Origin of the sequence: Methanolobus bombayensis (assembly GCF_017873415.1) — an archaeon.
In the GTDB taxonomy this organism is placed as follows: domain Archaea; phylum Halobacteriota; class Methanosarcinia; order Methanosarcinales; family Methanosarcinaceae; genus Methanolobus; species Methanolobus bombayensis.
Map to the genome: position 1 here is coordinate 1 of NZ_JAGGKD010000007.1, position 24,120 is coordinate 24,120.

General features: G+C 40.0%; 22 protein-coding genes and 1 pseudogene. 21 read left to right on the top strand and 2 right to left on the bottom strand.

Features of this window, described 5'->3' with window-relative positions:
* From J2746_RS09550 to J2746_RS09650, 21 genes and pseudogenes are all read left to right on the top strand, one after another.
* Positions 1-208: pseudogene (locus tag J2746_RS09550) on the top strand (zinc ribbon domain-containing protein); the annotation flags it as partial.
* Positions 209-740: 532 nt separating this feature from the next.
* Entirely contained in the window at positions 741-977 is a 237-nt protein-coding gene (locus J2746_RS09555) for a hypothetical protein (RefSeq protein WP_209619811.1), read from the top strand.
* Between the two features lie 210 nt (positions 978-1,187).
* The gene (locus tag J2746_RS09560) at positions 1,188-2,108 is read left to right on the top strand and encodes a hypothetical protein (RefSeq protein ID WP_209619812.1); all 921 of its coding nucleotides are present in this window, start codon (positions 1,188-1,190) and stop codon (positions 2,106-2,108) included.
* Between the two features lie 23 nt (positions 2,109-2,131).
* Positions 2,132-3,088, top strand: coding sequence for a helix-turn-helix transcriptional regulator (locus J2746_RS09565; protein WP_425342646.1), 957 nt, complete (start codon positions 2,132-2,134; stop codon positions 3,086-3,088).
* A 419-nt stretch (positions 3,089-3,507) separates the two neighbouring features.
* Positions 3,508-3,681, top strand: coding sequence for a hypothetical protein (locus tag J2746_RS09570; protein WP_209619817.1), 174 nt, complete (start codon positions 3,508-3,510; stop codon positions 3,679-3,681).
* A 100-nt stretch (positions 3,682-3,781) separates the two neighbouring features.
* The gene (locus tag J2746_RS09575) at positions 3,782-4,537 is read left to right on the top strand and encodes an ABC transporter ATP-binding protein (protein ID WP_209619819.1); all 756 of its coding nucleotides are present in this window, start codon (positions 3,782-3,784) and stop codon (positions 4,535-4,537) included.
* Between the two features lie 5 nt (positions 4,538-4,542).
* On the top strand, positions 4,543-5,922 hold the full coding sequence (locus J2746_RS09580) for a COG1361 S-layer family protein (RefSeq protein ID WP_245250084.1): 1,380 nt from the start codon (positions 4,543-4,545) through the stop codon (positions 5,920-5,922).
* On the top strand, positions 5,919-7,148 hold the full coding sequence (locus J2746_RS09585) for an ABC transporter permease (RefSeq protein WP_209619823.1): 1,230 nt from the start codon (positions 5,919-5,921) through the stop codon (positions 7,146-7,148). The genes J2746_RS09580 and J2746_RS09585 overlap by 4 nt, the downstream gene beginning before the upstream one ends.
* Positions 7,149-7,534: 386 nt before the next feature.
* Positions 7,535-8,533 carry a S1 family peptidase gene (locus J2746_RS09590; RefSeq protein ID WP_245250085.1) on the top strand — a complete coding sequence of 333 codons (999 nt, stop codon included), beginning with the start codon at positions 7,535-7,537 and terminating at the stop codon, positions 8,531-8,533.
* 161 nt (positions 8,534-8,694) lie between these two features.
* Complete coding sequence (locus tag J2746_RS09595) at positions 8,695-9,693, top strand: hypothetical protein (protein WP_209619825.1); 999 nt, start codon at positions 8,695-8,697, stop codon at positions 9,691-9,693.
* 67 nt (positions 9,694-9,760) lie between these two features.
* Positions 9,761-10,660, top strand: coding sequence for a hypothetical protein (locus J2746_RS09600; protein ID WP_209619828.1), 900 nt, complete (start codon positions 9,761-9,763; stop codon positions 10,658-10,660).
* Between the two features lie 103 nt (positions 10,661-10,763).
* Positions 10,764-11,240: a MarR family winged helix-turn-helix transcriptional regulator gene (locus J2746_RS09605; RefSeq protein WP_209619830.1), complete on the top strand. Its 477-nt coding sequence runs from the start codon at positions 10,764-10,766 to the stop codon at positions 11,238-11,240.
* 33 nt (positions 11,241-11,273) lie between these two features.
* The gene (locus J2746_RS09610; RefSeq protein ID WP_209619832.1) at positions 11,274-12,635 is read left to right on the top strand and encodes an MATE family efflux transporter; all 1,362 of its coding nucleotides are present in this window, start codon (positions 11,274-11,276) and stop codon (positions 12,633-12,635) included.
* Between the two features lie 72 nt (positions 12,636-12,707).
* Positions 12,708-13,022, top strand: a complete 315-nt coding sequence (locus tag J2746_RS09615; RefSeq protein ID WP_209619834.1) for a Rieske (2Fe-2S) protein — start codon at positions 12,708-12,710, stop codon at positions 13,020-13,022.
* Positions 13,023-13,046: 24 nt separating this feature from the next.
* A complete protein-coding gene (locus J2746_RS09620) occupies positions 13,047-13,352 on the top strand; it encodes a Rieske (2Fe-2S) protein (RefSeq protein ID WP_209619836.1) in 306 nt (101 codons plus the stop codon).
* A gap of 16 nt (positions 13,353-13,368) precedes the next feature.
* Positions 13,369-13,704: a Rieske (2Fe-2S) protein gene (locus tag J2746_RS09625; RefSeq protein ID WP_209619838.1), complete on the top strand. Its 336-nt coding sequence runs from the start codon at positions 13,369-13,371 to the stop codon at positions 13,702-13,704.
* Positions 13,701-13,949, top strand: coding sequence for a glutaredoxin family protein (locus J2746_RS09630; protein WP_209619840.1), 249 nt, complete (start codon positions 13,701-13,703; stop codon positions 13,947-13,949). The genes J2746_RS09625 and J2746_RS09630 overlap by 4 nt, the downstream gene beginning before the upstream one ends.
* Before the next feature lie 6 nt (positions 13,950-13,955).
* A complete protein-coding gene (locus J2746_RS09635) occupies positions 13,956-14,297 on the top strand; it encodes a ferredoxin-thioredoxin reductase catalytic domain-containing protein (protein ID WP_209619843.1) in 342 nt (113 codons plus the stop codon).
* A gap of 29 nt (positions 14,298-14,326) precedes the next feature.
* Positions 14,327-14,908, top strand: coding sequence for a nitroreductase family protein (locus J2746_RS09640; protein WP_209619846.1), 582 nt, complete (start codon positions 14,327-14,329; stop codon positions 14,906-14,908).
* A 241-nt stretch (positions 14,909-15,149) separates the two neighbouring features.
* Positions 15,150-20,273 carry a hypothetical protein gene (locus J2746_RS09645; RefSeq protein ID WP_209619849.1) on the top strand — a complete coding sequence of 1,708 codons (5,124 nt, stop codon included), beginning with the start codon at positions 15,150-15,152 and terminating at the stop codon, positions 20,271-20,273.
* Between the two features lie 42 nt (positions 20,274-20,315).
* Positions 20,316-21,038, top strand: coding sequence for a hypothetical protein (locus J2746_RS09650; protein ID WP_209619852.1), 723 nt, complete (start codon positions 20,316-20,318; stop codon positions 21,036-21,038).
* 154 nt (positions 21,039-21,192) lie between these two features.
* On the opposite strand, the gene J2746_RS09655 is transcribed toward J2746_RS09650, so the two are convergent.
* Both J2746_RS09655 and nifE read right to left on the bottom strand, forming a co-directional pair.
* Complete coding sequence (locus J2746_RS09655) at positions 21,193-22,608, bottom strand: nitrogenase component 1 (protein WP_209619855.1); 1,416 nt, start codon at positions 22,606-22,608, stop codon at positions 21,193-21,195.
* Complete coding sequence (gene nifE, locus J2746_RS09660; protein WP_209619858.1) at positions 22,605-24,101, bottom strand: nitrogenase iron-molybdenum cofactor biosynthesis protein NifE; 1,497 nt, start codon at positions 24,099-24,101, stop codon at positions 22,605-22,607. Before nifE ends, J2746_RS09655 begins: the two co-directional genes overlap by 4 nt.
* Positions 24,102-24,120: the final 19 nt, after the last annotated feature.

Consider the following 24,120-nt stretch of genomic DNA (forward strand, 5'->3'; position numbering starts at 1 on the left):
TATCAAGAATATGCCACTTGGTTACAGAACATATGAATGTGATTATTGTGGTAATATTCTTGACAGAGATATGAATAGTAGCGTGAACATTCTCTCAAGGTATTTCAAACATAATGCTTTGTGGACAAGCTATCAATCAATGATTGATAATCTACGACAAACAGGTTTGTTGATCGGAATCATTCTCATCAGAATGATTACGAAATGAGACTTACACTCGTAGGAAGCTCCTTCCTCGACAGCCGAAGGCTGGCAGGGAGGAGGAGTTCACTAGAAGACTAATATTGATTGAATGTTTGTGTCTGACCGGAGGTTTTACGTTAATAGGCTAGCTATTTGTAAAATAATTTATTGAAAAATTAATTCTTTGGCTCATGTTCTTCATTATAAAAAAGCACCATTGGTTATTAATATGTGTTTAAAGGTTTTTAATTGCTTCAATAAGTATTAAAAATTATATAATAGCTTTATTTTGTATTTTATGCTACTATAAAGTTTTAAAAATCATATGTATTAAATTCTATATTTTCCTGTAAGTATGCTTTTATTTAAATCTACTAATTGGTGAATTGCCCGTGGAACAATATGTTAACGGGTACCACCCCACTTCGGTGGCACCTAACCCCCAACCACATCCAGCCTGAGGTGCCACCACTGTACCAACAACCCCTCCTCGCTTAAGAGGTGCCCTTCCTATCCTGGGCATCTCTTAATCGATAAAGGTTAAAAGGTGAGTGATTTTGCCTGACATAAAAGATTCCTTAAAACTATTCATAGATTCAAGAATGGAAGAAGCGATCCGTTCACAGGCTATTTATCCTGATAGGCTTTACGTAAAATCGGCTCTTATAAGGAATATTACTCCCGAACATAAATCATATGGTTCAGGATTGTTTTCATGTGATTCGGATATCAGGAATGGTTTTGAACGGGTTGATATTGGTATCAATCAGTCATCAAAAGAGTTTAAGTGGTAATTTCAGCAACTTATTGTTGGATCTTTATTAGTTTATTTGCCTGTTTGTTTTGCTTTCTATTTCCCTGTATATTTCAATATCTAATGACTATCTATTTATATTCATACTATCAATTAAAACAGAGAAAACGTTTAAAACACATAATATCTGTTAACTGTTGTAAAATCGGATACGTAGTTATACTTATGAGCTCCTTAGATGTGGTCGTCAATGAAAAAAATGCCTCTTGCAGTGTTGATAATTCTTATGCTACTCGTTGTCATTTCAGGCATGACTGGCTCTGATAGTATGCAACAGTATCCTGAAAAGAGCCCGGATAGTTACAATTATGATAATAAAGCTCCTGCGGAGGTGTATTCTCCTCCCAAAGAGACTATGATGGACCATATGTTCATCTTGTCTTTTCCGATGGATGAGGAGCGTTTTCTGGAAGATAATATTGAAAAGTCTGAGTTTATGGTAGAAAGACTTGAAAATGCTACTGTAAAACTGGAGAACGAGGGCAATGATGTATCTGAACTCAAAGACATGATTAAGAATTATGCAGATCTTGTATCTGAATCTCGTATCTATCTTGAAAAGGCAAATAGTGCCTCTTCTGAAAGTGCTAAACAGGAATATCTGGATCTATCGCGGAAAAGTATAATTCAGTCTAATTCCAGGCTCAGGCCAATAATGGGTGAGATTAAAAAATATCTTCCGGGTCCGGTAATTATAGAGAATAACATCCTCAGTGCTGAAGGTAATGGAGTTGCTATTTTATCAGGAGACCTTGATCTGGATTTTTCACTATCTGATGGTAAATTCTCGGTAGTTGATCTTGGTGAGGACCTTGTAATTGATGCAGCTGCTGACTACAGGAGAGAGTTTGTTCCTGATAAAGAAACTTCACCTGAGATGATTATGTCTCATTCAATGATATCATACGTTGAGGTTACAGGAAACGTTTCTATGTCAGGCTCAGCTTATACAGTTGCTATTATTTCAGACATGATCGTTCTTAATGCAAGTGGAAATGGTGAAGCGGAACTTATAGGAAATGGCACATATCATCTTGATGGCGATATGTCCGCAGGAAAAGAAAATGTATGGATGATACCAATATTTGAAAGGACAGATGTTGGGAAATAGTTCTGGGGACAGGGTTGCGTGACATGAAACCAATATATTATATCTGCTGTGTAGCGATTATTCTGATAATGGCTGGTATTGCCTCTGCAGATAATATTGCAACAGTCCATGGTGTAGCCTACGAATGGAACACATTCGAACCTCTTGATAATGCTATCATTGAGGTGAATTCAACACCTGCACAGTCTATGGTAGCACAATATGGTGTATATTCCTTTGAACTGGCAAATGGCACTTACCTTATCACTGCAAGTTACTATGAGGATGATCAGCTTACTTATTATGCAGAGGATTTAATAACAGTATCAGAGGAAGGCAGCTATGTTCTGGATCTTTTGCTGGTTCCTTCATATTCAGGTACTTCTGATCAGAATTCAACCGTTTCAGATGTTGAAAGCATATCCGGGTCTCAAAGCAGTTCTCTTCTTTATGGATCAATAGTTGTTGTTCTAGTCCTTCTGGCAATCATTACTTCACAAATGAAACAAAGACCATTATCATCACAATATCCAACTGGCAGAAAAGAGGTAAGTCATTCTGATTTTTCATTAGTACCAGGACAGGCAACTTATGAAACTTCTCAGATGTCTGAGTATAAAGTGCCTGAGGCCAAATTCTCTCCTACTGTAAGTGATAAAAAAGAAACAGCAGTCTCATCTCCTGGTCCGGTAATTATCGAAGAACCTCCTGTCACATCAGAAAAGGAAGTTACTATGCCTAAAGGTGCAGAAACACTTCCTGAGCCGGCTTCAAAAAATAAACCAACATCAGGTGAACCTGTTCCTGCTGATCTTCAGGAAATACTGGATATTCTGAAGTCCCAGGGTGGAAGAATGACCCAGAAGGATATGCGTAAGCGTCTGAGGTACTCTGAAGGCAAGGTCAGTCTGATGCTTCTTGATCTTGAGAAGCGAGGCAAGATTCAGAAATTCAAGAAAGGACGTGGAAATGTCCTTTTCCTTGTGGAATCCGAGAAATGATCTTCTCTTATTTTTTTGTTTGTTGTTGAGTTCAGCACTGGATATTATCTTAAATTATGTTTTATTTGTGATATCTTATTATTTGGTCTTAATTGTTTATTAGTATCTTTTTAATTTCTTGATAAGCTTTAAATTGATTGGTATTCTCTATTTTTTTCTTAAAATCTTTTATAAAGCTTTATTGATTGATTATGGTATTTTGAACCCCTTTCTGAAATAAGTATGCTTTTATTTAAATCTGCTAATCTGGAGATTGCTTGCCAGCAATGATCTGACAAGCATACCACCCAAGCTAAGGTGGCACCCACACCAACCACATCCATCTTGGTGTCACCAATGTACCAACAACCCCATTCGTATAAGGGACATCTGCTACCTATCCGCAAGGTGTCTTTTATCCGAAACCGTAGGCACGAATTATGAACACTCATATACAGATAACAATTGAAGAAAAAGCCCCTGAAAGTTCTGTTGGAAAACAGGGATCATTTGGCTATGAAACTGTCATTTCATCTCTGTATGAAAAGTTGGATTCAGAACAAATGGGTCGACTGACAAAGATATCTCCGGCAGGATATGCGGGGGATGAATGAATGCTTACATATAGTGATAATTCAGTAAATATAAATATATTATTATAAAATATTAAATGCACTATATGTTAATAAAAACGGGAATGATTTGAGGTATATCATGGACGAGAATCTCAATAATACTGAACAAGAAAAAAAGCTGCAAAATGGAAATTCTGATTCTCTCATGCGTCTGACAGACGTTTGGAAGATCTACAAAATGGGAGAGGTCGAGTTCGCGGCACTGAAAGGTATTGATCTGGAGATCCTACATGGTGAATTTGTAGTCATACTTGGTCCAAGTGGAAGTGGTAAGAGTACAATGATGAACCTGCTGGGTTGTCTTGATCTTCCAAGCAAGGGAGTTGTTGAACTAAACAACAAGGATATCTCTAAAATGAAAGAATCCGAACTTGCTCAGATAAGGGGTCAGCTAATTGGTTTTATTTTCCAGACCTTTAACCTTATACCTACTTTAAACACTATTGAAAATGTGATGCTTCCTCTTGAGTTCCAGGAAGCTGATGCTGATGATTCATGGACTAGAGCAGCAGAACTTCTTGATGTAGTCAGTCTTGGGGACAAAAAGTACAATCTTCCTTCGCAGTTATCAGGAGGACAAAGACAGAGGGTTGCAATTGCACGGTCCCTCGCAGTTGATCCGAAAGTAATTCTTGCTGACGAGCCAACCGGTAATCTGGATAGTGAAACCGGAAGTTACATTCTTGAATTCCTTAGTGACCTTCACAAAAGGGAAGGTAAGACGATCATAATGATCACCCATGATCCTGAACTAACAAAATATGCGGATCGTGTTGTTCATATCAAAGACGGAATGGTCGATAATATAGAGATAATAAAGCATGAAGCAATGTGATGAAAATGAAAAAGATTCTATTATTAATGTTAGTATTGCTGCTTCCAATAACTAATGCAGCAGCAGCAGGTATGAATGCCGGGGCTGCAGGAGTGAATGTGGACCTGATGACTCAGAGTCCCTATCCTGCCAGACCTGGTGAGACAGTAGAATTAACAGTAAGTCTCCAGAATGAAGGAAGTAATGATCTTTCAGATATAACGGTCAGTGTTGACGCTGAATATCCTTTTTCACAGGTGTCCGGTGAATCACTTACAAAGACTATCTCTTTCCTTGAAGCCCGACAGGATGAGGAAGATGCGACACTTGTAAAATTCAAGTTGAAGGTGGATTCTGATGTCTCTGACGGTACTTACGATGTAGACATAATTGTCAGTGATAGTGAATCTGATTCTAAGTTTGTTACAACCCTTGAAGTTGAAGTACAGGGTAAAGAGTATGCTCAGATTGTCACAATAAGCGATTCCAGCATAGATGTTGCAACCGTGGAACCTCTTGAGTTTGTCATAACCAACACAGGTTCATCTCCACTCAAGAATATGGAAATCTCATGGGACGAATCCACAGGTGTAATACTTCCTGTATACTCATCCAACACCAAGTACATAAATTACCTTGGAGTTAACGAATCAGCTACAGTAGTGTATTCCGTTATGGCTGATGTAAATGCGGATCCGGGACTTTATCAGCTTGATATTACACTGAAATTCCAGGACTATAATTCCAACACTACCACAATATCAACAAAAGCAGGAATGTTTGTGGGAGGAACCACTGACTTTGATTTGAGTTATTCAGAGAGTGATGAGGGAGAAGTGTCACTGTCTCTTGCAAATGTAGGTAACAATGAGGCTTACTCTGTGAAGGTATCAATACCTGAGCAGGATAATTTCCAGGCAACAGGAAGTACATCTACAATTGTGGGTAACCTCGAAAAAGGTGACTATACCATCACATCGTTCTCAATAAGTCAGACAAACTCAATGCCATCAATTGATGAAGACTCATCCGGCACAGCCAATGCACAACCTTCTGAGATGACAGAAGAAGATATGGAAACCATGCAGGAAGAACTGGAATCAAAGAGTGAGCTTCTTGTCACGATCGAATACACAGACTCTGCAGGACAGAGACACACCGTGGAAAAGGCTGTTCAGATCGAAGAGCTTACCGGTGGCACAATGATGGCTGGCATGGCCGGTGGACCCGGAGGTCAGAGCTCATCATCTAACAGTTATCTGTTGTATGGGGCTGTTATACTGGTGGTTGTAGTTATAGGATACAATTACAGAAAGAAGAAGATGCTCAAAGAGGGTAATTATGTACCACTCAATGTCCAGCTCAGAGAGCTTAAAAGGAAGATTATGAAGAAGGATCAGCAATGAGACGAAGTACCTATCTAAAGCTTGCTACCAATATCCTGGTTCACAGTAAGATAAGAAGCTGGCTCACTATAATAGGTATTGTCATCGGTGTCGGATCAGTAGTTACTATTATGGCACTCAGTGACAGCATGGCTGCTGATATGGAAGAAAGAATTGCTGACATGGACCTTACGTTATTGCAGGTCACTCCCGGTTACACCAGGGCCATGTCATCCTTTGGTCCGCCAGGCGGTGGTGACAGCTCATCCTCGGATGCTGAATTGACTGACAAGGATATCATGGCAATTAAACTGGTGGAGAATATAGACTATATCTATGGTCAGATAGCCGGTAGTGGTCTGGAAGTATACTTCATGGGTGAAACTGCCGATCTCTCTGTAACAGGTGTTGATCCACAGGTCTGGCAATATACCGTAAGCTATGAACTGGAGTCCGGCAGGTTGCTGGAAGCTACTGACAATAATGTTGTTGTCATTGGTTACAGGATAGCCCATGAGATGTATGATCAGGAAATAGGTCTGAACCGTATACTTTCCATCGAAGGCAAATCCTACAGAGTGGTGGGTATACTGGCAGAAGGTGAAAGTGACCGTTCTATCATCATGCCTATTGATTCAGCGGTTGGCATTATAGATGATGCTGAGCAGGATGTCTATGATACTATCGTTGTAAAGGTCGATGATGTTGACAACGTTGAAAGTGTAGTAGATGAGATTGAAGAGAAACTCATGATATCCAGGCATGTTATGAATGACGATGATCGTGATTTCACAGTTTCAGATTCGTTGTCACAGGCAGAGTCTTTCAGTGAGATGATGTCATCATTCACAATATTCCTGGGTGCCATAGCGGGTGTATCACTTGTTGTGGGTTCGGTGGGTATTGCAAATACGATGTTCACTTCTGTGCTGGAAAAGACCAAGGAGATCGGTACTATGAAAGCTATAGGTGCTAAGAATCGGGATATTCTGATGATATTCCTGTTCAATTCAGCACTGGTAGGTTTTGTAGGAGGTGTGCTCGGTATATTGCTGAGTCTCATACTAACATCCCTTATGCCGTATCTGGGAATTACAATGATGCGTTCATCCTTGGGTATGACCGTTGCTCCGGACCTGATGCTGATGGGTATTTCCATTGCAGTGGTAATCGGAGTGCTCTCAGGTGTGATACCTGCATACAATGCTTCAAAGATGAAGCCGGTTGATGCACTGAGATATGAATAAGTATGGTGACTTAAACTAGAAACTCAAACTTAAGTGTACTCTGTAATAGAAGTATGGTACTATTACAACAACGAATACTTCATTGACCTGAGTTAAGGAATAGAAGATGCTCCGGATAACTGGGATGAAAAACCTTCCAGTTATAATTGAGCATTTTTTCTTTTTTTATTTTATTATGCAATAGTTGTAAATTTTAGTTATGTGTGTATAGTTGCAATTCTATTTTAGTTTGGGTACAAACGCATGTGTGTTAAAGTAAGTAAACTTTAGCACTAGGAGTGAATAAAATGAAAGATGCGTTTAAAATAGTTCTAAGTATGCTTGTCATATCAATCATGCTTATAGGGACTGTGGGAGCTGAATCGGCAGATTCAACTCAATATTAATTGTTTGAAGGTGAATACTACTTACCTGATTTTAGTTCCGATTCGTTTGAATCCCTTAAAGAAGATTCAACAGTAATTGAAACTTGTGGAACTATACCAGAGATATCAGATGACAAAGAAAAGATAGAGTGGTTATGTAATATTGACACCTGTATGCATGATTCTAAAGATGAATTGATGGCATATATGAAAGACAATGCTGGACATGTATCTGGATTTGGAATTCATTATGAAGGGTATATGTTTGTAGATATTGACAAGAATTCAATTAACAAAGTTGACCAAAAGGCCATTGATGAAATGTACAGCATAATAGAGGCAAATGCAGAGAAAAGTGGTATGAAATCTGCTCCTGTGGTTTTTAGAGAAGAAACAACATTTGAGCTTCATTCACGCACAGATTATTGGGCTAACATGATTGGCGGTATCAAAATAAACTATGATAATGAATCAGGCACAACATATAAGTCAACATTAGCATTTGCCGCAGAAGACAGTAGTGGTACACCTGGATTTGTAATATCAGGACATTCTGCTGTGACTGCAGGAGGAGTTGGCGGAGAGATACGTCAAGGTGGAAGAATAGTAGGCTATGTAGACTATTTGACACTTCACTTTGCAGATGCTGCCTGGGTAGAAGCAAGCAATGTACTTGATGACATCTATTATGCAGACAATAATGTACTAAAAGACGTGACTGCTTATGGGGATACAAATGTCGGTGCTAAGGTATACATGTCAGGAATAACCACTGAAACCACAAGTGGTTATGTAATAGAGGATTATACTGCTATAAATCAATCAGGCACAGGCATCACCTTCTATGATCAATTCACAGCTGACTATGACTCCGAAGGAGGAGATAGTGGTGGCCCTGTGTTCAGGAAGACTGTCGGAGGAGTAAAGATAGTAGGCATGCACTGGGGTGGCGAAACTAGGTCTGTATTCTCTCCAGTTAGTGGTGTTATCTTAGATTTGGGCGTTACACCATTATATTAAACCCCAAGTTATCTCAAAAATGTCAAATAGTCTTTATTTGGCATTTTCTATTTTTTAAGAATAATAAAACATATAACAAACAATATTTATTTAATGTGGTAGTAAAATACCAACGAAGGTATCTCAATGTTCACTATATTCTGTAAAAAGCTCGGAAAAAAATGTATAAAAAAACAATTCTCTTGATATTACTAGTTAATATATCACTAAATGGATGTGCAAGTGCTTCAACTGAAACATTTGAAGAATACGCCAAAGACTCTCATTTCATAACAAACAAAGGTACTTTTACGGACACAATTGACCAGGAATGGAGAAATACAATTAACAATTGTTGTACAAGTCTCCCCGATTCGTATTCTTACTATAGATTTGATAAAGCCATAAGAACTTTTGCATGCAGTGAGTTCATAATAGTTGAGTTAAAATCTGAATACAAAGGAGAGATAAACGATTCCAGAATCGATAAGTTGTATCAGAAAATAGAAGCTCATTGTGAAGAAAATACAGGTTTAAGTGAAGTTCCCGTTGTTTTTATGTGGGCAGAAGATGAAGAAGATATAATATATGAATACGATCCTGATTCATTTGAAAATGCAAAGACCAGTTCTGGATTTGTAGCTACCATGGGATCTGTCCCTGTATTTGCTAATGAGGCTGAATGGTTGGAATGGTCAGAGAAAGTTCATGAAGCCAGGCATATTAAAGAACTTGAACAGTATTTCTCATCTGGCCCTGTGATATCATGTGGTTTCAAAAAATACAGTGGATATATAGAAGTTGGGGTGAACATAGATTCACCTGAACAAGTTAATGATTCAATACTCAGTGAAATATACCAAATAATTGAGGATCATTTTGAAGAGGAAGGTATCAGTAACATTCCAGTTGTTTTTGTGTGGACTGAAATGCCTCATACTGATGAAGCCATAGATACTGAGGAACCTGACGCATATGAAGGGAACATCAATGTTTTGGATGATGATGGAAATGTTATAACGTATACTAGGGACCAAGCTTATTTTGATGAAGAGGGAAATCTAGTAATCATTGATAACAATAACTCACAAAACGGAGATGTGTCTTCACAATCGTCTCCGGGTTTCACTTCAGTTATGCTTGTTATGTGCATTCTTATACTGGCAAGATTTAGAAAATAAGAGGAATTGCATGTGTAAATGTTATAAATATGGAACATGGTTTTTGCTATCATTAGCTTTATTGTTAATGTTGGTAGGTTTTGCAAGTGCTTCAACTGAAACATTTGAAGAATACGCCAAAGACTCTCATTTCATAACAAACAAAGGTACTTTTACGGACACAATTGACCAGGAATGGAGAAATACAATTAACAATTGTTGTACAAGTCTCCCCGATTCGTATTCTTACTATAGATTTGATAAAGCCATAAGAACTTTTGCATGCAGTGAGTTCATAATAGTTGAGTTAAAATCTGAATACAAAGGAGAGATAAACGATTCCAGAATCGATAAGTTGTATCAGAAAATAGAAGCTCATTGTGAAGAAAATACAGGTTTAAGTGAAGTTCCCGTTGTTTTTATGTGGGCAGAAGATGAAGAGTACCTTAACTTTGAATACGACCCGGATGCATTTGAAAAAGCAAAAAACAGCTCAGGATTTGTAGCTTCTATGGGCCATGTTCCAGTATTTGCTGATGAAGATGAATGGCTGGAATGGTCTGAGAAAGTTCATAAAGCTAGGCATGTATTTGAATTAGAATCCCATTTTGCTTCTCAAGATGGACCTCTTCTGTCATTCGGATTCAAAAAATACAGTGGATACATTGAAGTGGGAGTCAATAAAGAGACACCAGATAAAGTCAATGATTCATCTCTAAACGAAATATATCAGATAATTGACGAACACTTTGACGATGCAGGTATAAGTGATATCCCAGTCGTTTTTGTTTGGGACCTACCAGCACAAACAGAAGAGGCTCTCTTAGAGGAAATTCCTCCAACTGAAGAAGAATCTTCTCAATCAATAGAAGAATCCATTGATAACGAATCTGCTGAAAATGAAGAAGAAAGTTCACAAACCACGCCTGGTTTCACTTCAATTATGCTTATTCTTTGTTTGTTGATATTGTGCCGGTTCACTAAATAATTTTGAAGCATAGTCATTCAGATTGGCTATATTTTCTTCTTCTTCTATTTTTCATATAGATAATCTTTATATATTAGTTTCACATTAAACCAATTAGTTTCACATGAAACTAATTAAAACGGGAACATTACAAAACATGAAGCAGTCTGAAAGAATCGGTGCTAAGATCGCATACATCTTTTCGCACAATCATCATTACATAGAGAATGCGCTTGAATCATACAAGCTGAAAGGTCCGATGTTTGCATTCCTGCTGACACTTTCACATAAAGATGGGTGTTCACAGGAAAGTCTGGCACGCTATCTCAAGTTTAGCAAAGCAACAGCTACACGATCTATTAAAGCGCTTGAAAAAGAAGGCTATGTATATCGTGAGAGGGACGAGGAAGACAGGCGAATATATCGTGTTTTCATCTCTGATGAAGGCAGGGAAGTTGTTCCGGCAATAAATACTGCTCTTCAGAAGTGGAATGACATTCTTCTTTCCGATCTGTCTGATGAAGAGGAGCAGATCTTCAGAAAGCTCCTTGACAAAGCAAAAGACACCCTTGTGGAATTTGACAGAAATTCTTCCAATTGAATGAAAAACAAATATTGATATCAGGATTACATCATGAATGAAAAAAGTGAGTTTTTAGGTACTGAGAAGATCAATAAACTTCTCTGGCAGCTTGCCACACCGGCAATAATCGGACTTCTTGTCCAGGCATTCTACAATCTTGTAGATACCTTCTTTGTAGGAAGAGCACTCGGAGACCAGAGCGTGCTTGGAATTGCAGGAGTTGCTGTTGCGTTCCCACTGCAGATGCTCATGATAGCACTCTCCATCGGTATAGGTGTTGGTGGGTCATCGGTAATTTCCAGGATGTTAGGTTCAAAGGATGTAAATAAGGCAGAAAGAACACTTGGCAATGTCTTCACCTATACAATACTGCTCAGTATCATCTTCCAGATTTTATTCTTCTTCAATGTAGACACAATACTGAACCTCTTCGGTGCAACTGCTGATAACTTTGTCTACGCAAAGGAATATGCTGTTGTCATATTGCAGGGTACTCTGGCATTCACTTTTGGTTTTGTGCTTAATAATCTTGTAAGGGCTGAAGGTAATTCAAAAATAGCCATGAACAATATGGTGTTTTCAGGTGTACTGAACATCTTCCTTGATGCAATCCTGATGTTCGGATTTGGGATGGGTGTAAAAGGTGCAGCTCTTGCAACCGTACTTGCACAACTGGCAGGTACTATCTATCTGTTATACTACTACGTTAGTGGCAAAAGCCCACTCAGGCTTGAACTGGCAAATTTCAAACCGCAACTTAGCCTGATAAAAGAGATCACAACAATTGGATTCGGTTCCTTTGTCATGGGAGCATCCAACAGTTTCATGATGCTCGTACTTAACAATGTGCTTGTGATCTATGGAGGAGACCTGTCAATAGCAGTATTTGGAGTAGCCATCAAATTGCTAATGCTGATCTTAATGCCAATAATAGGTATCTCTCACGGATTACAGCCAATTGTTGGATACAACTACGGAGCAGAGAATTACGAAAGGGTCAATGAGTCGGTTAAGAAATCATTGATGATAACCACTCTCTTTGGATTGGGCGGTTTTATTCTGCTGGCAGGATTTCCGGGAACATTTTTCAGCATGTTCAGCAAGGATGCTGATCTTATAAGCAGTGGAGCATCAGCTTTGAGAATAATGGTACTAGCAAGTCCTTTGATAGGTCTGAATGTTATCGGAACAACACTGTTCCAGTCAGTTGGAAAAGCAAAACCATCATTCTTCCTGTCAATGTGTCGTCAGATCTTGTTCCTTATTCCTCTGGTGATACTCCTTCCATATTACTTCGATCTTTCAGGAGTATGGATGGCATTTCCAATATCAGACCTCATGGCTGCCATGGTAAGTTTGTTCTTTGTCTGGAGAGAATATCGTTATTTTCAACACATAAGTATTAATACATAAGATAGCTACAATATTTTATTTCACGACAACTATTTATATTTTTGAACCCCTGAATATTTATGGGAGATATAAATGCCGGAAAAATCCTGGTTCTTTGCTATAAAAGACGATGACCTGAAAGAAAGTAGTATGGGCTTTGCAAGGGTTAAAGGGACTCCTGTACTTCTTATCAGGAAGAATGGTACTGTATATTCCCTTTTCGGGAAATGCAAACATATGGGATGTCGTTTATCAAAAGGTACTTTCAGTGATGAATATGTGCTAAAGTGTCCGTGTCATGGTTGGGAATATGACATAAGATCCGGTGAATATCTGGGCGATAAGGATGAAGCCCTTTCAGTCTTCGAGAACAAAGTCGAAGACGGGGAAATACTTGTCCTCCTTTAAACCTTGAATATACGGAGAATTCAAATGACTTCATGGGTAATCGCTGCAAGCGAAAGTGATGTGAAAGAAGGTAAAATGAAGCCTGTAGAAGTAGAAGATACAAGAATCCTCCTTATTCGTATCCAGGGGGAAATATTTGCCATTGAAAATCGCTGTCCTCATATGAACTGTCCTCTCCAGGGCGGTATAATTCAGGATTATTCTATCAAGTGCCCCTGCCATAGCTGGAGCTTTGATATTCGTACAGGGTCATATGTAGCATCAGACAAGATTAAGGTTAATGTATATGAAACACAGCTAAAGGATGGAAATATATCTGTCCTGGTGTGATAGCGGGAATATATCTATGAAACAGGAAGATAACTGGATATTTGCACTCAAGACGGACGATCTTGGCAACGGTGAAAAGAAGCCTTTGTTGCTTGAAAATAATAAAGTGCTTGTTCTCAGGATCGATGGCGACTTTTTTGCAATGTCCAACAAATGTCCGCATATGGAGTGTCCTCTTTCAAAAGGAACTCTTGAACAATACGTGATCAAATGTCCCTGTCATGACTGGAGATTTGATGTACGTGAAGGCAAATTCCTTGATGCAGAAGAGATCAGGGTACCTATATACGAAACCAAAGTAATGGAAGAAAGTGTTTTTGTAAATTTGAATATGGAAGGTGCAGGTAAATGAAGAAAGTAGTAATGTACACCCTGAGCACCTGTCCCTGGTGTATGAGGGCAAAGAAATTCTTCAGGGAACATGATATTCCCTTTGAATATACTGATTATGACAAAGCAGACGACAATACAAAGAAAGCCATCAGGGAAGATTGTCTTGCACATAAGTCTGAAATGTCTTTTCCATTTGTAAAAATCGATGATGATGTTGTCGTTGGTTATAATCCGGATAAATATGCAAAGTTACTGGGGCTTTGATTTCTTATGGATAATGAGAAGCGCAAAGGGCAACTGAGAACTATGTTCTCAAAAGTTGTTGATCCTCTGGGATACAAGTTCAGCCCTGATGAGGAATTGGTTGACTTCCTTCTTGAGCAGGAGGTTAACATCGAAAAGGAAAAAGGAAGTCCGTTCTGTCCCTGTCAGGGACTTACGGGTGAAAGGGAACATGACATGAAACTTGTGTGTCCATGCATACCTTTCCACCGGGAACACTATGATGCCATGAGACGTTGCTGGTGTGGTCTCTATGTCCATAAGGATGTGAAAGATCCTGACAGTTTACCTCAGATCTCGTTGAAAGAGTTCCTGGAAGCAAAAAAATAAGAACAGAAGAGCAAAAAGGGAGTGAATTTATGGGAGTGGCGGAAAATACTGTAATTGAAAATATAAAGACACGAAGAAGCGTTCGTGAGTATACGGGTCAGAAAGTAAATGATGATGACATCAAGAAAATAATTGATGCCGGTATTCATGCACCATCAGCTTTTAACAGTCAGCCATGGTTCTTTGTTGTGGTGAAGAACCGTGAAATGATGACTCGGATCTCGGATCACTGTAAACCACGTCTTCTGGAAAAGCTGGAAGAGGCTACCGGTGAAACGATGGAAGAGTTCAAAAAGTACCTGTCCATGGAAGATTTCGATATTTTCTATAATGCTCCGGTACTTGTCATAATCCTTGGTAACAATGCAGCTATAACTGCGGATTATGATTGTTCTCTGTGTGCTGAGAATATGATGCTTGCAGCCCATTCAATGGGAATAGGTAGTTGCTGGATAGGATCAGCTTGCTTTGTGCAGGAAAGTGCTGAACTACTTGAAGAGCTTGGAATTACGCCTGATTACAGGGTGATCGCACCTATTGTATTCGGGTATGAATTGAGGGTGACTGAAGAACCACCTAAAAAAGATCCACCTATTGTGTGGGTTGATTGAATATAATATTCAACTATATTTATTCTATATACATAGAATAAATAATCACATATAGTGTGCAAGTAACCCTTATTTAAGGTGGTACGGTGCACACTAGTTCCTCTATTCTGTTTAATAAAGAAGTGTCAGAAAAATCATTTTGCATGTATCTGCTTTTTTTCTAAAATAAAGTGCTATTGACGATGTCATATAGTACATTTTTATATATAACTTTCCTCTTATATTGATAAGGTGGCACCAGATGAAAAATATTCTTTTCCAGGTACTTTTAGTTATAACATTATTAACAGCTCAATTTTACCCTGTTGTTGCAGCAAGCAATGAAGATATTTTCAGCGAGGAAGATGAAAATTATATTCCTCAGGATACCGTCACAGCTCTTTCTATGGTTTCACAGATTAAAATGCAAAATCCTGCAGCTAACGGGTTAGACGTTCTTGAACTCATAAACGTAACAACTGATCCAACCGATACAGACGGTGATGGTTTGCCGGATGCTGTTGAAGCTATACTTGGAACTGATATAAATACCACGGATTCTGATTTTGACCAGCTTGATGATTATAATGAAACTGTTCTCTATCTTTCCGATCCTCTTGAAATGGATTCAAACTTTGACGGCCTCGCTGATAACTTTGAAGTAACTGATGTACTTTCTCTTGACATTGATTCAGATGGTGTATCTAATATATGGGATTTTGATAACGATGATGACGGTGTAGAAGACAACGTAGATTCGTCACCTTTTGCCGTTTCAACAAATTACGATTATTTCAATTTCAGCGTTTCAACCAATGGAAACCCTGTTTACATTGATTTCCAGCTTGTTCCGCAAACTTCCAGTCATGTAAGACTTGCCAATCAAAAACTGGATTGGCCATTTGATAATAAAAGCTCCATGCAGGATCTTGATGGTTCTACAGAGGACCTGACAATCGTGCCTCTTCTTGAACTGACAATGGATCATGTGCCTGACCAGTCAGATGTAGATGATTATGGTCTTGGAGTTTCCGGTGACAGAGTATACGTTCCATTATTCCAGGTAAATGGCATAGGCGGAGAAACTGCCCTTGCAGGAAAGATGTTCTATCCTGATTCAAGTAACACTGATATCAATGTGAACGCAAGTCTTCTGTGGCTAGTCCAGGCAAAAACAGACACTCTGGATGAGACTAACAGTACAATAAGTACCGAATCCACAACTCTCATAACATACAGGGAAGATTTCACTCTCACAGGTTTAAGTGTTGAAGAAAGCTATGGAAGCGATGTTGGTATTTTCTATACTGATGACATCAACCAGAGCATTGGTAGCAACTTCATGATGGCTTACTCATTTTTGAGAAATAACCAGTCAACAATACAGGACATGCCACAGGAGCTAGCTGATCACAATATCACTATATCATCTGACATCGATAATTTTGCACATCGTGATCTTGGATTACAGTCACTTACAACTGAAATGACACCTGATGCATTAAATTCCCTTCCAGATAACCGTGTTCTTCCAATCATATCTGCAATCCAGAGTGATTTTACAATAACAGACCTTTCTGATCTTGGTTCCAGCTCATACGTTATTGGTAATGATATTTCCGTAGACATGAGTGCTGAACCTGTTATTTCCTTAAAGACGATTCAGACCAACTGGTACAATACAACGGATAATTCTGCTGTGGATTCAGAGTCCATGCTCGGAGAACTTGAAGACTGGGGTAGTGCAGTAAGCATTGATGCAGACTCTCTCCAATCTGTAATGGCACTGTCACTGGTCTGGTCTGTGGGTGAGTCAAAGGTCATAAGTGTTGGTGGGGAACTCCAATCATTTGAATTCCCGGTAGAAATGGAAATTCTAAATGAGATCACGTCGTGGGTTGGAAATGTTGTTTTTGTAAGCTTCACATTCATTGACCTTGTATCCAATGCAACGGAAATAGCTTATCGTGCTTTCTTTGCAACAAAATATGTCCTTGAAGCAGTAAAAGGATTTTTGGGAATCCTGCTGACAACGAGTGAGTCGCTGAACAAGACCCTTAATGTGGTGGGTAGTATCGCCAAAGGTCTGAACGGTTTAGGAGAAGTGCTCGGTGTTATCGGCATAATTACAATGATAGCGGGTTTTGTCCTTGACGTTGGTTTTGCGTTATGGGGATTCTTTAACATTGCCATGAGTGAAGGCTGGTCAAATACCGGTACTTTCCAGGGTGCTGTTTATGCTTCCATCATGATCGCATACGCTGCTGTCATGCTTACCATTGGTGTGATCCTTCTGGCATGTGCTACCATACCTACAGTGGGATGGATAATTGCTCTTGTTGGTGGTATTATTATGGGACTTATTGGTTTGACCGATTTTATCCTCGGAATCTTTGGAATAGGTTTCTCGGACTTGGTCTCATGGATCGTTGGTACATTCCATCAGACGTATCCGAACACAGAGTGTTCACTGGGTATGATAAACACATCACTTGACCTTCGGGATAACGAAAGCAACGGACTGGATCTTGGAGACCGGATTATTTTCAGGAGTTACATTAACGGAACAATTACGAAAACATCTTCTGGAACCTGGACGGATGTACAGAACAGCTACATCATCCCTCATTATAAGAACTACAGGGTTGGGTACGCAGAGACCCCGCTGTCTTACTGGCTCTCAGATTATGGTGATTATACCAACACCATTTCAATAAACAATAATTATCCTGATGTACAGAACACCACCTATGAGGCGGTAGCATGGATCGAGCCAGAATCTGCTGTTCTCAATTTCCCGGTTCCAACGATGTTTGTAGCTGATTACAATATAGTGTACACAGATCGTAAAATAGAGTGGGATTTCTGGAATGGTTACAAATATACCATAATGAATGAAACCGATTCCTCTTATACCATACTGGATACACTCTATTTTGATGTACTTCCTAACAGTATCGATGGTCTTGTAAGATGGAACCCACTCTCTGCACTGGATTATGATCATGATGGTCTTGCAAACGGTGACGATCCATATCCAAGATCATGGGATTCAGATGGTGATGGTCTTAGTGATGCTTTTGAGATAAATACCACTGGTACTGATCCATCAAAGTCAGATGGTGACGGAGATGGTCTGAATGACAGGATGGAAATCATTTATGGTACAAATACTTCAGATTATGACACTGACAACGATAACATGTCAGATTATCTTGAGATAAGTGGATGGCAGGTAAGTTTCAACTACTGCAATGAGACATTTAACATGACAGTCTACTCCGATCCTCTTTCACCTGATAGTGACAGGGATGGTCTTGGTGATGAAGAAGAATACCTGAACAATCTTAACCCCATGGCACCGACCAATACTACAGATACTGACGGCGATGGCGTGATGGATGTTATCGAAACAGCCGGATGGGATGTGACCTTTACCAATGAGTCCGGTACTTACACAGTTCATGTTGGTAGTGAACCTCTTAATGAAGACACAGATTATGACGGCTTGAGTGACCTGGCAGAATATAGTAATTCAACCAATCCAAGGGACACGGATTCTGATGATGACGGCTTGACTGATCTTGTGGAACTAAGTCTGGGTACAAACCTTCTTGATTACGATAGCGATGGAGGAAGATTGGATGATAACTCCGAGATTATTTTTGGCACTGACCCATGGGATAGTGATACAGATGGTGACTTTTTAAGCGATTGGGAAGAAATACGTGATGGTACAGATCCACTTAACGAAGACACCGATAATGACGGTCTTTCTGATGGTTTGGAACTTGAGAGCTGTACAAGTGCGACAGACGCAGATTCCGATGATGACCTAATACCCGATGGCCAGGAATTTAGTTGGGAGAATAATCATGCGTGTAATCCTGATATTGATGGTGATGGGGTGCTTGATGGTTACGAAATATTCTACAATACCAGTATGGAATCCAACGATACCGATGGCGACGGACTGCTGGATGGAATGGAAATAAGTAACAGGACCGATCCAAAGAACAATGACACCGATGGTGACGGACTTTCTGATATGTTCGAAATCATGAACGGTACTGATCCTATAAATGGCGATACCGATGGAAATGGCCTGAATGATTCTGAGGATCCGTATTCATTTGCAGAAAATGTTGAAAGGATATGGGCCAGCTATGATGAGGATGAAGATACCCTTGAGCTGATAGAGAATCTTGAAAAGTACATCAATGTAACTGTCTTCAATCCGGAAAACATCAGCAATTATTCTGGCAGGGAAAATATCCTGTTTGTTGGAAGGCCGGGAACTGTTGATGACACAGCCGGTAATATTACAATGAACATTCTTGCTTCAGTTGCTCCGGATACACTTTCAGATATGCAGGAATCCGATTATGACAGGTTTGCAGTTGAGTATGAGGTATGGTCTGAAAACCAGACTGTTGTCATGCTCTCAAATCCATACCCAAACGACCATTATAAAGTGCTTGAGCTGTTCAAGACCGGTTCAGAACTTGAATATCCAGATGCTGTAAGCCAGTTCAGGACAGATTCCATTAGCAAAACAGGAATTTATGTGATGGTTGAACTTAAAGAACCGGTTCAGCCTTCCATTGAACTGACTCAATATAATGAAGATCAACTTCCTCACAACATAAGTTTCGGATTATCCTCAGGCGACCTTGGTGTCAAGTATCTTGACATTAACGTCAGTGATAATGTCATGAACGAAACAGTCAATAATATCCAGCGTGCTTTGCTTGTGATATATTATACTGGTCGTGACCTTGACAGGACAGGTGACCTTGATGGGAATGACGCCGGTGATATTGACGAATCCAGTCTTTCAATGATCTGGTACAACGAGACCAGTGGTCTGTGGGAAAAGATGAGCACTGACATGGATTGGGTTTATGAACTTGGAATAAACACCGAAAATGATGTGATTAACGGAAAGGAGTATGAAGGCTACATGTGGGCGAATGTTTCACACTTCAGTACTTACGGACTTTCCGGCGGAGCAAGAGCAGAATCTGTTGTATCGGGTGATAGAAGTGACGATAACAGTCCGCTTGATTCAGACCGTGATGGACTCTTCGATTTCATAGAAAGAAGAATGGGTACTGATCCTTTCAATTCAGATACAGATGGTGACGGCATCATCGATTCAAAAGATGACACTCCGCTTGGAACAGACGTTTCAGATGAAATAGGTGATGCAGTTACATCTGGTGAAACGGCAGTTACTCAGGATGATATACCGGAAGTTCTGGAAGATGAAGGAGCCGTTCCAGATAATGAGGATACATCCGGTTCATCAGCTTCATTCTGGCTGGTGGCTGTAGTTGTGATAGCACTTCTGGCAGGCATTGTTATTCTGAAAAGAAAAGGATAAGAGGAAGATAATTATCCTGATATTGTGTACAAAGGTGGTTTGATGTCATCAGAAGAAAAAGGAAATGGTAGTAAGCAGCTTTATGCTGGCATAGTTATCATTTCTGTTTTAATATTATCCAGTATTTTTTATTATGCGGAGTACAGGGAAATTAATGATCCATATGATCTTGCAGGAAGGGTTGTACATGTCTCTGAAGACATAAAATCCTACCAGTTTGAAATGAGTAGCAATATTACTATTCTCGGGGAGACGATCTCTGCTCTTGAAGGAAGTGGCTATGTTGGTTATGACGATCAGCAAATGGATATCACTTTCTTCTCACCTGAAAAGTCCATTGACATGATGGTGGTTGATGAAAAAGCATACATGAGAGAGAATGGTGGTATATGGCAGTCCAGAAACCTGGATAAAGATACATGGACAAGCAATGACCAGTTGTCTCAGAATGAGTTCCTTCTTGAAGAATCTACAAATCTAAGTATGGAAAGAACTGATTCAGGCATAATTCTTACAGCAATTCCTGAGCAAGAATCGTTGATTCAGGAAGCTGAAAATGTTGGACTGGATCTTCAGGGAACAGAGCAGCTAAATGAGTATTATGTGAGATATCTCATTGATGAAGACACGTACTACGTGTTGTCAATTGAAACTTACATCGATATACAGATGAAGGTTCAGGGGATGAACTCTCCTGTTATTATTGATAATGTAATCAATATCTATGACTACGATGAGGAGAAGGATGTTGAAGCTCCTCTCTAGGTCAGGATATTTTTTGAGACTAGAAAACGAGACAGGAATTAAGAATAAAATTTCAGATTAAACTTTAAAATCAAACTAAAAAGAAAAAAGTCAATGCAGGATTGTTTTACGTTTTTCACCCTGCATCTCTTATTACACATTTGTGGTTTCGTCCTCACGCTTCTGCGGAGTGAAAGCTACTTTCGCCGAGCGGAACGTAGCTTTCCGGTTCAGACCATTTCGCAGCTAATTCAGTATCCTCGACTTCGAGGATAGTATTTGTAATTCTGTCAAGCATGCGCATTGCTCCCTTGTATCCAAGTGTCAGTAACCTCTGGGAACCGACTCTGTCATGGATTGGGAAGCCGAATCTAATCAATGGGATGTTCATCTCCTTTGCAATGTACTTTCCATTGGAATTGCCGATCATCATCTGTGGCTTTGCCTTCTGGATCGCATCATTGAAGGTGTCAAAGTCCACATCTTCAAGGATCGTTACGTCACAGTCAGGCTTTACCTGCTTTACTCTTTCCATGGCCTGTTCAGCAAATCTTGGGGACTTGCTGGAAGCGACCACAAGTATTGGATGCATTCCGTTCTCAAGCACAAGGGAAAGCATTCCAAGCACGTTGTTCGGATCACCATAGATAGCAACCTTTGTACCGTAAACGTATTTGTGAGAGTCTACCATGGCATCAATAAGCCTTCCGCGTTCCTTCTGGAACTCGTGTGGTATTTCTGCTCCGGATATATTGGACAATGCGGCCAAAACCCTGTCAGTGTACTCAAGTCCTATCGGGAGGGGCAGATTCTGCGAAGGGATATCAAAGGTCTGCTCAAGGTAGTTGACCGCTTTGTTATCATTGGTAATTCCCAGTCCGATGGTTGCAGCGCTGTTCTTCATGTCTGCAATATCAGCATGAGTTGTTCCTCCTGGGGGAATCTTATGAAGATCTCCTGTCATTGGAGCATCAAAAGTTTCAGAGATATCAGGGAGAAGTATGTATGAGTTCTGTCCCACAATACTGTCAAATACGTGCTTAAGTTCCCTTGTATCTTCAGGTGAAATATTCTCTGAAAGCACAACATTGAGCTTATTGTTGAATATCTCTTTCTTTGAATCTTCAAGGGTAAACGTCTTGACAATAGCTTCAACAGCCTTAATGTATCCACTGTTGTGGCTCTCTTCATAGCTTGGTGTTGGGACAGGAATTATTATTCTCTCATCGCCAACGTTCTCTTCTTCTTTGAATTCGCTGATGATACGTGTAATGTCATCTCCAATTGTCTCTGCCAGACATGTTGTTGATACACCGATCACCTTTGGATTGTAACGTGATATGAGATTCTTAAGTCCCTTCTTCAGGTTCTCGCTTCCACCGTACACAGCTCCCTTTTCACTAAGTGAGCTTGAACCAATGTCCACAGGTTCCCTGAAGTGGTGTGCAAGGTGCAATCTCATATAGGTGCTGCAACCCTGTGAACCATGTAAAAGGACCATTGAATCTTCTATACCCTTAAAAGCCATTACACTGCCAATTGGCTGACACATGATACATGGATTAACTGTAGTATAGTTACGCTGACTCATGCTACAGACTCCTCCTGTTGTAATGTAATGGGATCGATCTTTTGCATACTTCTCTCCCCTGTTATCTTGTTGTTGGATGTCTTTGTCTCATCTTCAGTTCCGCAGTCTGCCCCACTGCTTTCTGAATAAGCTCCTTCTATCTTACTACCAACGTATTTCCAGACAGGACTGTTGACTGAAGTATCAAGTTCCCTTGCAAAGTTAAGGAAACCATCGTAACCTTCAAATTCTATTACCCTGTCGTGGTTGAAATCACAGAAAGAAACACCAAGCTTGTAAGCCAGGAACCTTTCCTTTACACCTGCTACCATAAGGTCTGCCTTCTGATTGACAATGAGGTCAGCAAGTTCCAGAGGATTTGCGTCATCTACAATGACTGTTCCATCCTTTACCCGATAACTTATCTCCTTGTAGTCATCACGCTTTCCTGTCTGTGTTCCTATTATAACAACTTCCATACCGAGTTCTCGGAAGCCCTTTATTAATGTAAGTGCCTTGGCTGCCCCGCCCATGTAAATTGCTGCAGTCTTCCCTTCAAGCCTGCTTCTGATTTCCTGAATCTCAGGCATGATTCTGTTTGTTTCCTGCTCGATTATTTCTTCTGCAATGTTCATCATTTCTTCTGAACCGAAGAATTCAGCAGTTGTTCTGAGTGCAATTGCAAGATCCTCTATTCCAAAATAGCTGACCTTTCTGAAAGGAATCCCGAATTCCTTCTTCATCCACTTCGCGAGATATGTCATGGAACCTGAACACTGAACCAGATTCAGTTGTGCTCCATGTGCCTTTGAGATGCTATCTGCCGTCGCATCTCCTGTCATAGAAGTGATCACCTGTATTCCCATCTTTTCAAAGAGGGGCTTTACTAACCAGACGTCTCCTGCTACGTTGTAGTCACCAAGAATGTTTATCCTGTACTCAGATGTGAACTCAGGTTCCTTAGTTCCTACAATTTCCATAAGTGCATTACATGCTGCCTTATATCCATCGGACTTTGTTCCCTTAAATCCCTCTGACTGTACAGGTATTACAGGTATTCCTACCCTTTCTGTTGATTCCTTACAAACGGCCTGGAGATCGTCGCCGATTATACCGACAATACAGGTTGAATAGACAAAGATGACAGGCGGGTTGTATAACTCGACCAGTTCGTCAATGCTCTTTGAAAGTTTTTTCTCGCCACCGAATACAACATCGAGTTCTTTCATATCAGTTGAGAAACTGGTACGGAAGGTCTCCTTATCACTTGACAGGCTGCCTCTGATATCCCAGGTGTAACTTGCACAACCAATGGGACCGTGCACGAGGTGGATTGCATCGGTTACGGGGTTAAGTGCCACACGTGCTCCTGAATATACGCAGGCTCTCTGGCTCATTGAACCGGCGATAGATGTACTGTCACATGAAAGTTCACCTGCCTTGTTTGCCTGCTTCAGTTCTATGTATGGCTTTCTTTCATCCAGCGTGTTTACCACGCTTGTAATGTCTGGCATGTTCTCACTCCAAAAAATG

Excerpts from the sequence above, each read along its gene's own strand:
- J2746_RS09560 (WP_209619812.1), top strand. The coding sequence starts at position 1,188 with ATGAAAAAAATGCCTCTTGCAGTGTTGATAATTCTTATGCTACTCGTT.
- J2746_RS09565 (WP_425342646.1), top strand. The coding sequence starts at position 2,132 with ATGAAACCAATATATTATATCTGCTGTGTAGCGATTATTCTGATAATG.
- J2746_RS09570 (WP_209619817.1), top strand. The coding sequence starts at position 3,508 with ATGAACACTCATATACAGATAACAATTGAAGAAAAAGCCCCTGAAAGT.
- J2746_RS09575 (WP_209619819.1), top strand. The coding sequence starts at position 3,782 with ATGGACGAGAATCTCAATAATACTGAACAAGAAAAAAAGCTGCAAAAT.
- J2746_RS09580 (WP_245250084.1), top strand. The coding sequence starts at position 4,543 with ATGAAAAAGATTCTATTATTAATGTTAGTATTGCTGCTTCCAATAACT.
- J2746_RS09585 (WP_209619823.1), top strand. The coding sequence starts at position 5,919 with ATGAGACGAAGTACCTATCTAAAGCTTGCTACCAATATCCTGGTTCAC.
- J2746_RS09595 (WP_209619825.1), top strand. The coding sequence starts at position 8,695 with ATGTATAAAAAAACAATTCTCTTGATATTACTAGTTAATATATCACTA.
- J2746_RS09600 (WP_209619828.1), top strand. The coding sequence starts at position 9,761 with ATGTTGGTAGGTTTTGCAAGTGCTTCAACTGAAACATTTGAAGAATAC.
- J2746_RS09605 (WP_209619830.1), top strand. The coding sequence starts at position 10,764 with ATGAAACTAATTAAAACGGGAACATTACAAAACATGAAGCAGTCTGAA.
- J2746_RS09610 (WP_209619832.1), top strand. The coding sequence starts at position 11,274 with ATGAATGAAAAAAGTGAGTTTTTAGGTACTGAGAAGATCAATAAACTT.
- J2746_RS09615 (WP_209619834.1), top strand. The coding sequence starts at position 12,708 with ATGCCGGAAAAATCCTGGTTCTTTGCTATAAAAGACGATGACCTGAAA.
- J2746_RS09620 (WP_209619836.1), top strand. The coding sequence starts at position 13,047 with ATGACTTCATGGGTAATCGCTGCAAGCGAAAGTGATGTGAAAGAAGGT.
- J2746_RS09625 (WP_209619838.1), top strand. The coding sequence starts at position 13,369 with ATGAAACAGGAAGATAACTGGATATTTGCACTCAAGACGGACGATCTT.
- J2746_RS09630 (WP_209619840.1), top strand. The coding sequence starts at position 13,701 with ATGAAGAAAGTAGTAATGTACACCCTGAGCACCTGTCCCTGGTGTATG.
- J2746_RS09635 (WP_209619843.1), top strand. The coding sequence starts at position 13,956 with ATGGATAATGAGAAGCGCAAAGGGCAACTGAGAACTATGTTCTCAAAA.
- J2746_RS09640 (WP_209619846.1), top strand. The coding sequence starts at position 14,327 with ATGGGAGTGGCGGAAAATACTGTAATTGAAAATATAAAGACACGAAGA.
- J2746_RS09645 (WP_209619849.1), top strand. The coding sequence starts at position 15,150 with ATGAAAAATATTCTTTTCCAGGTACTTTTAGTTATAACATTATTAACA.
- J2746_RS09650 (WP_209619852.1), top strand. The coding sequence starts at position 20,316 with ATGTCATCAGAAGAAAAAGGAAATGGTAGTAAGCAGCTTTATGCTGGC.
- J2746_RS09655 (WP_209619855.1), bottom strand. The coding sequence starts at position 22,608 with ATGAGTCAGCGTAACTATACTACAGTTAATCCATGTATCATGTGTCAG.
- nifE (WP_209619858.1), bottom strand. The coding sequence starts at position 24,101 with ATGCCAGACATTACAAGCGTGGTAAACACGCTGGATGAAAGAAAGCCA.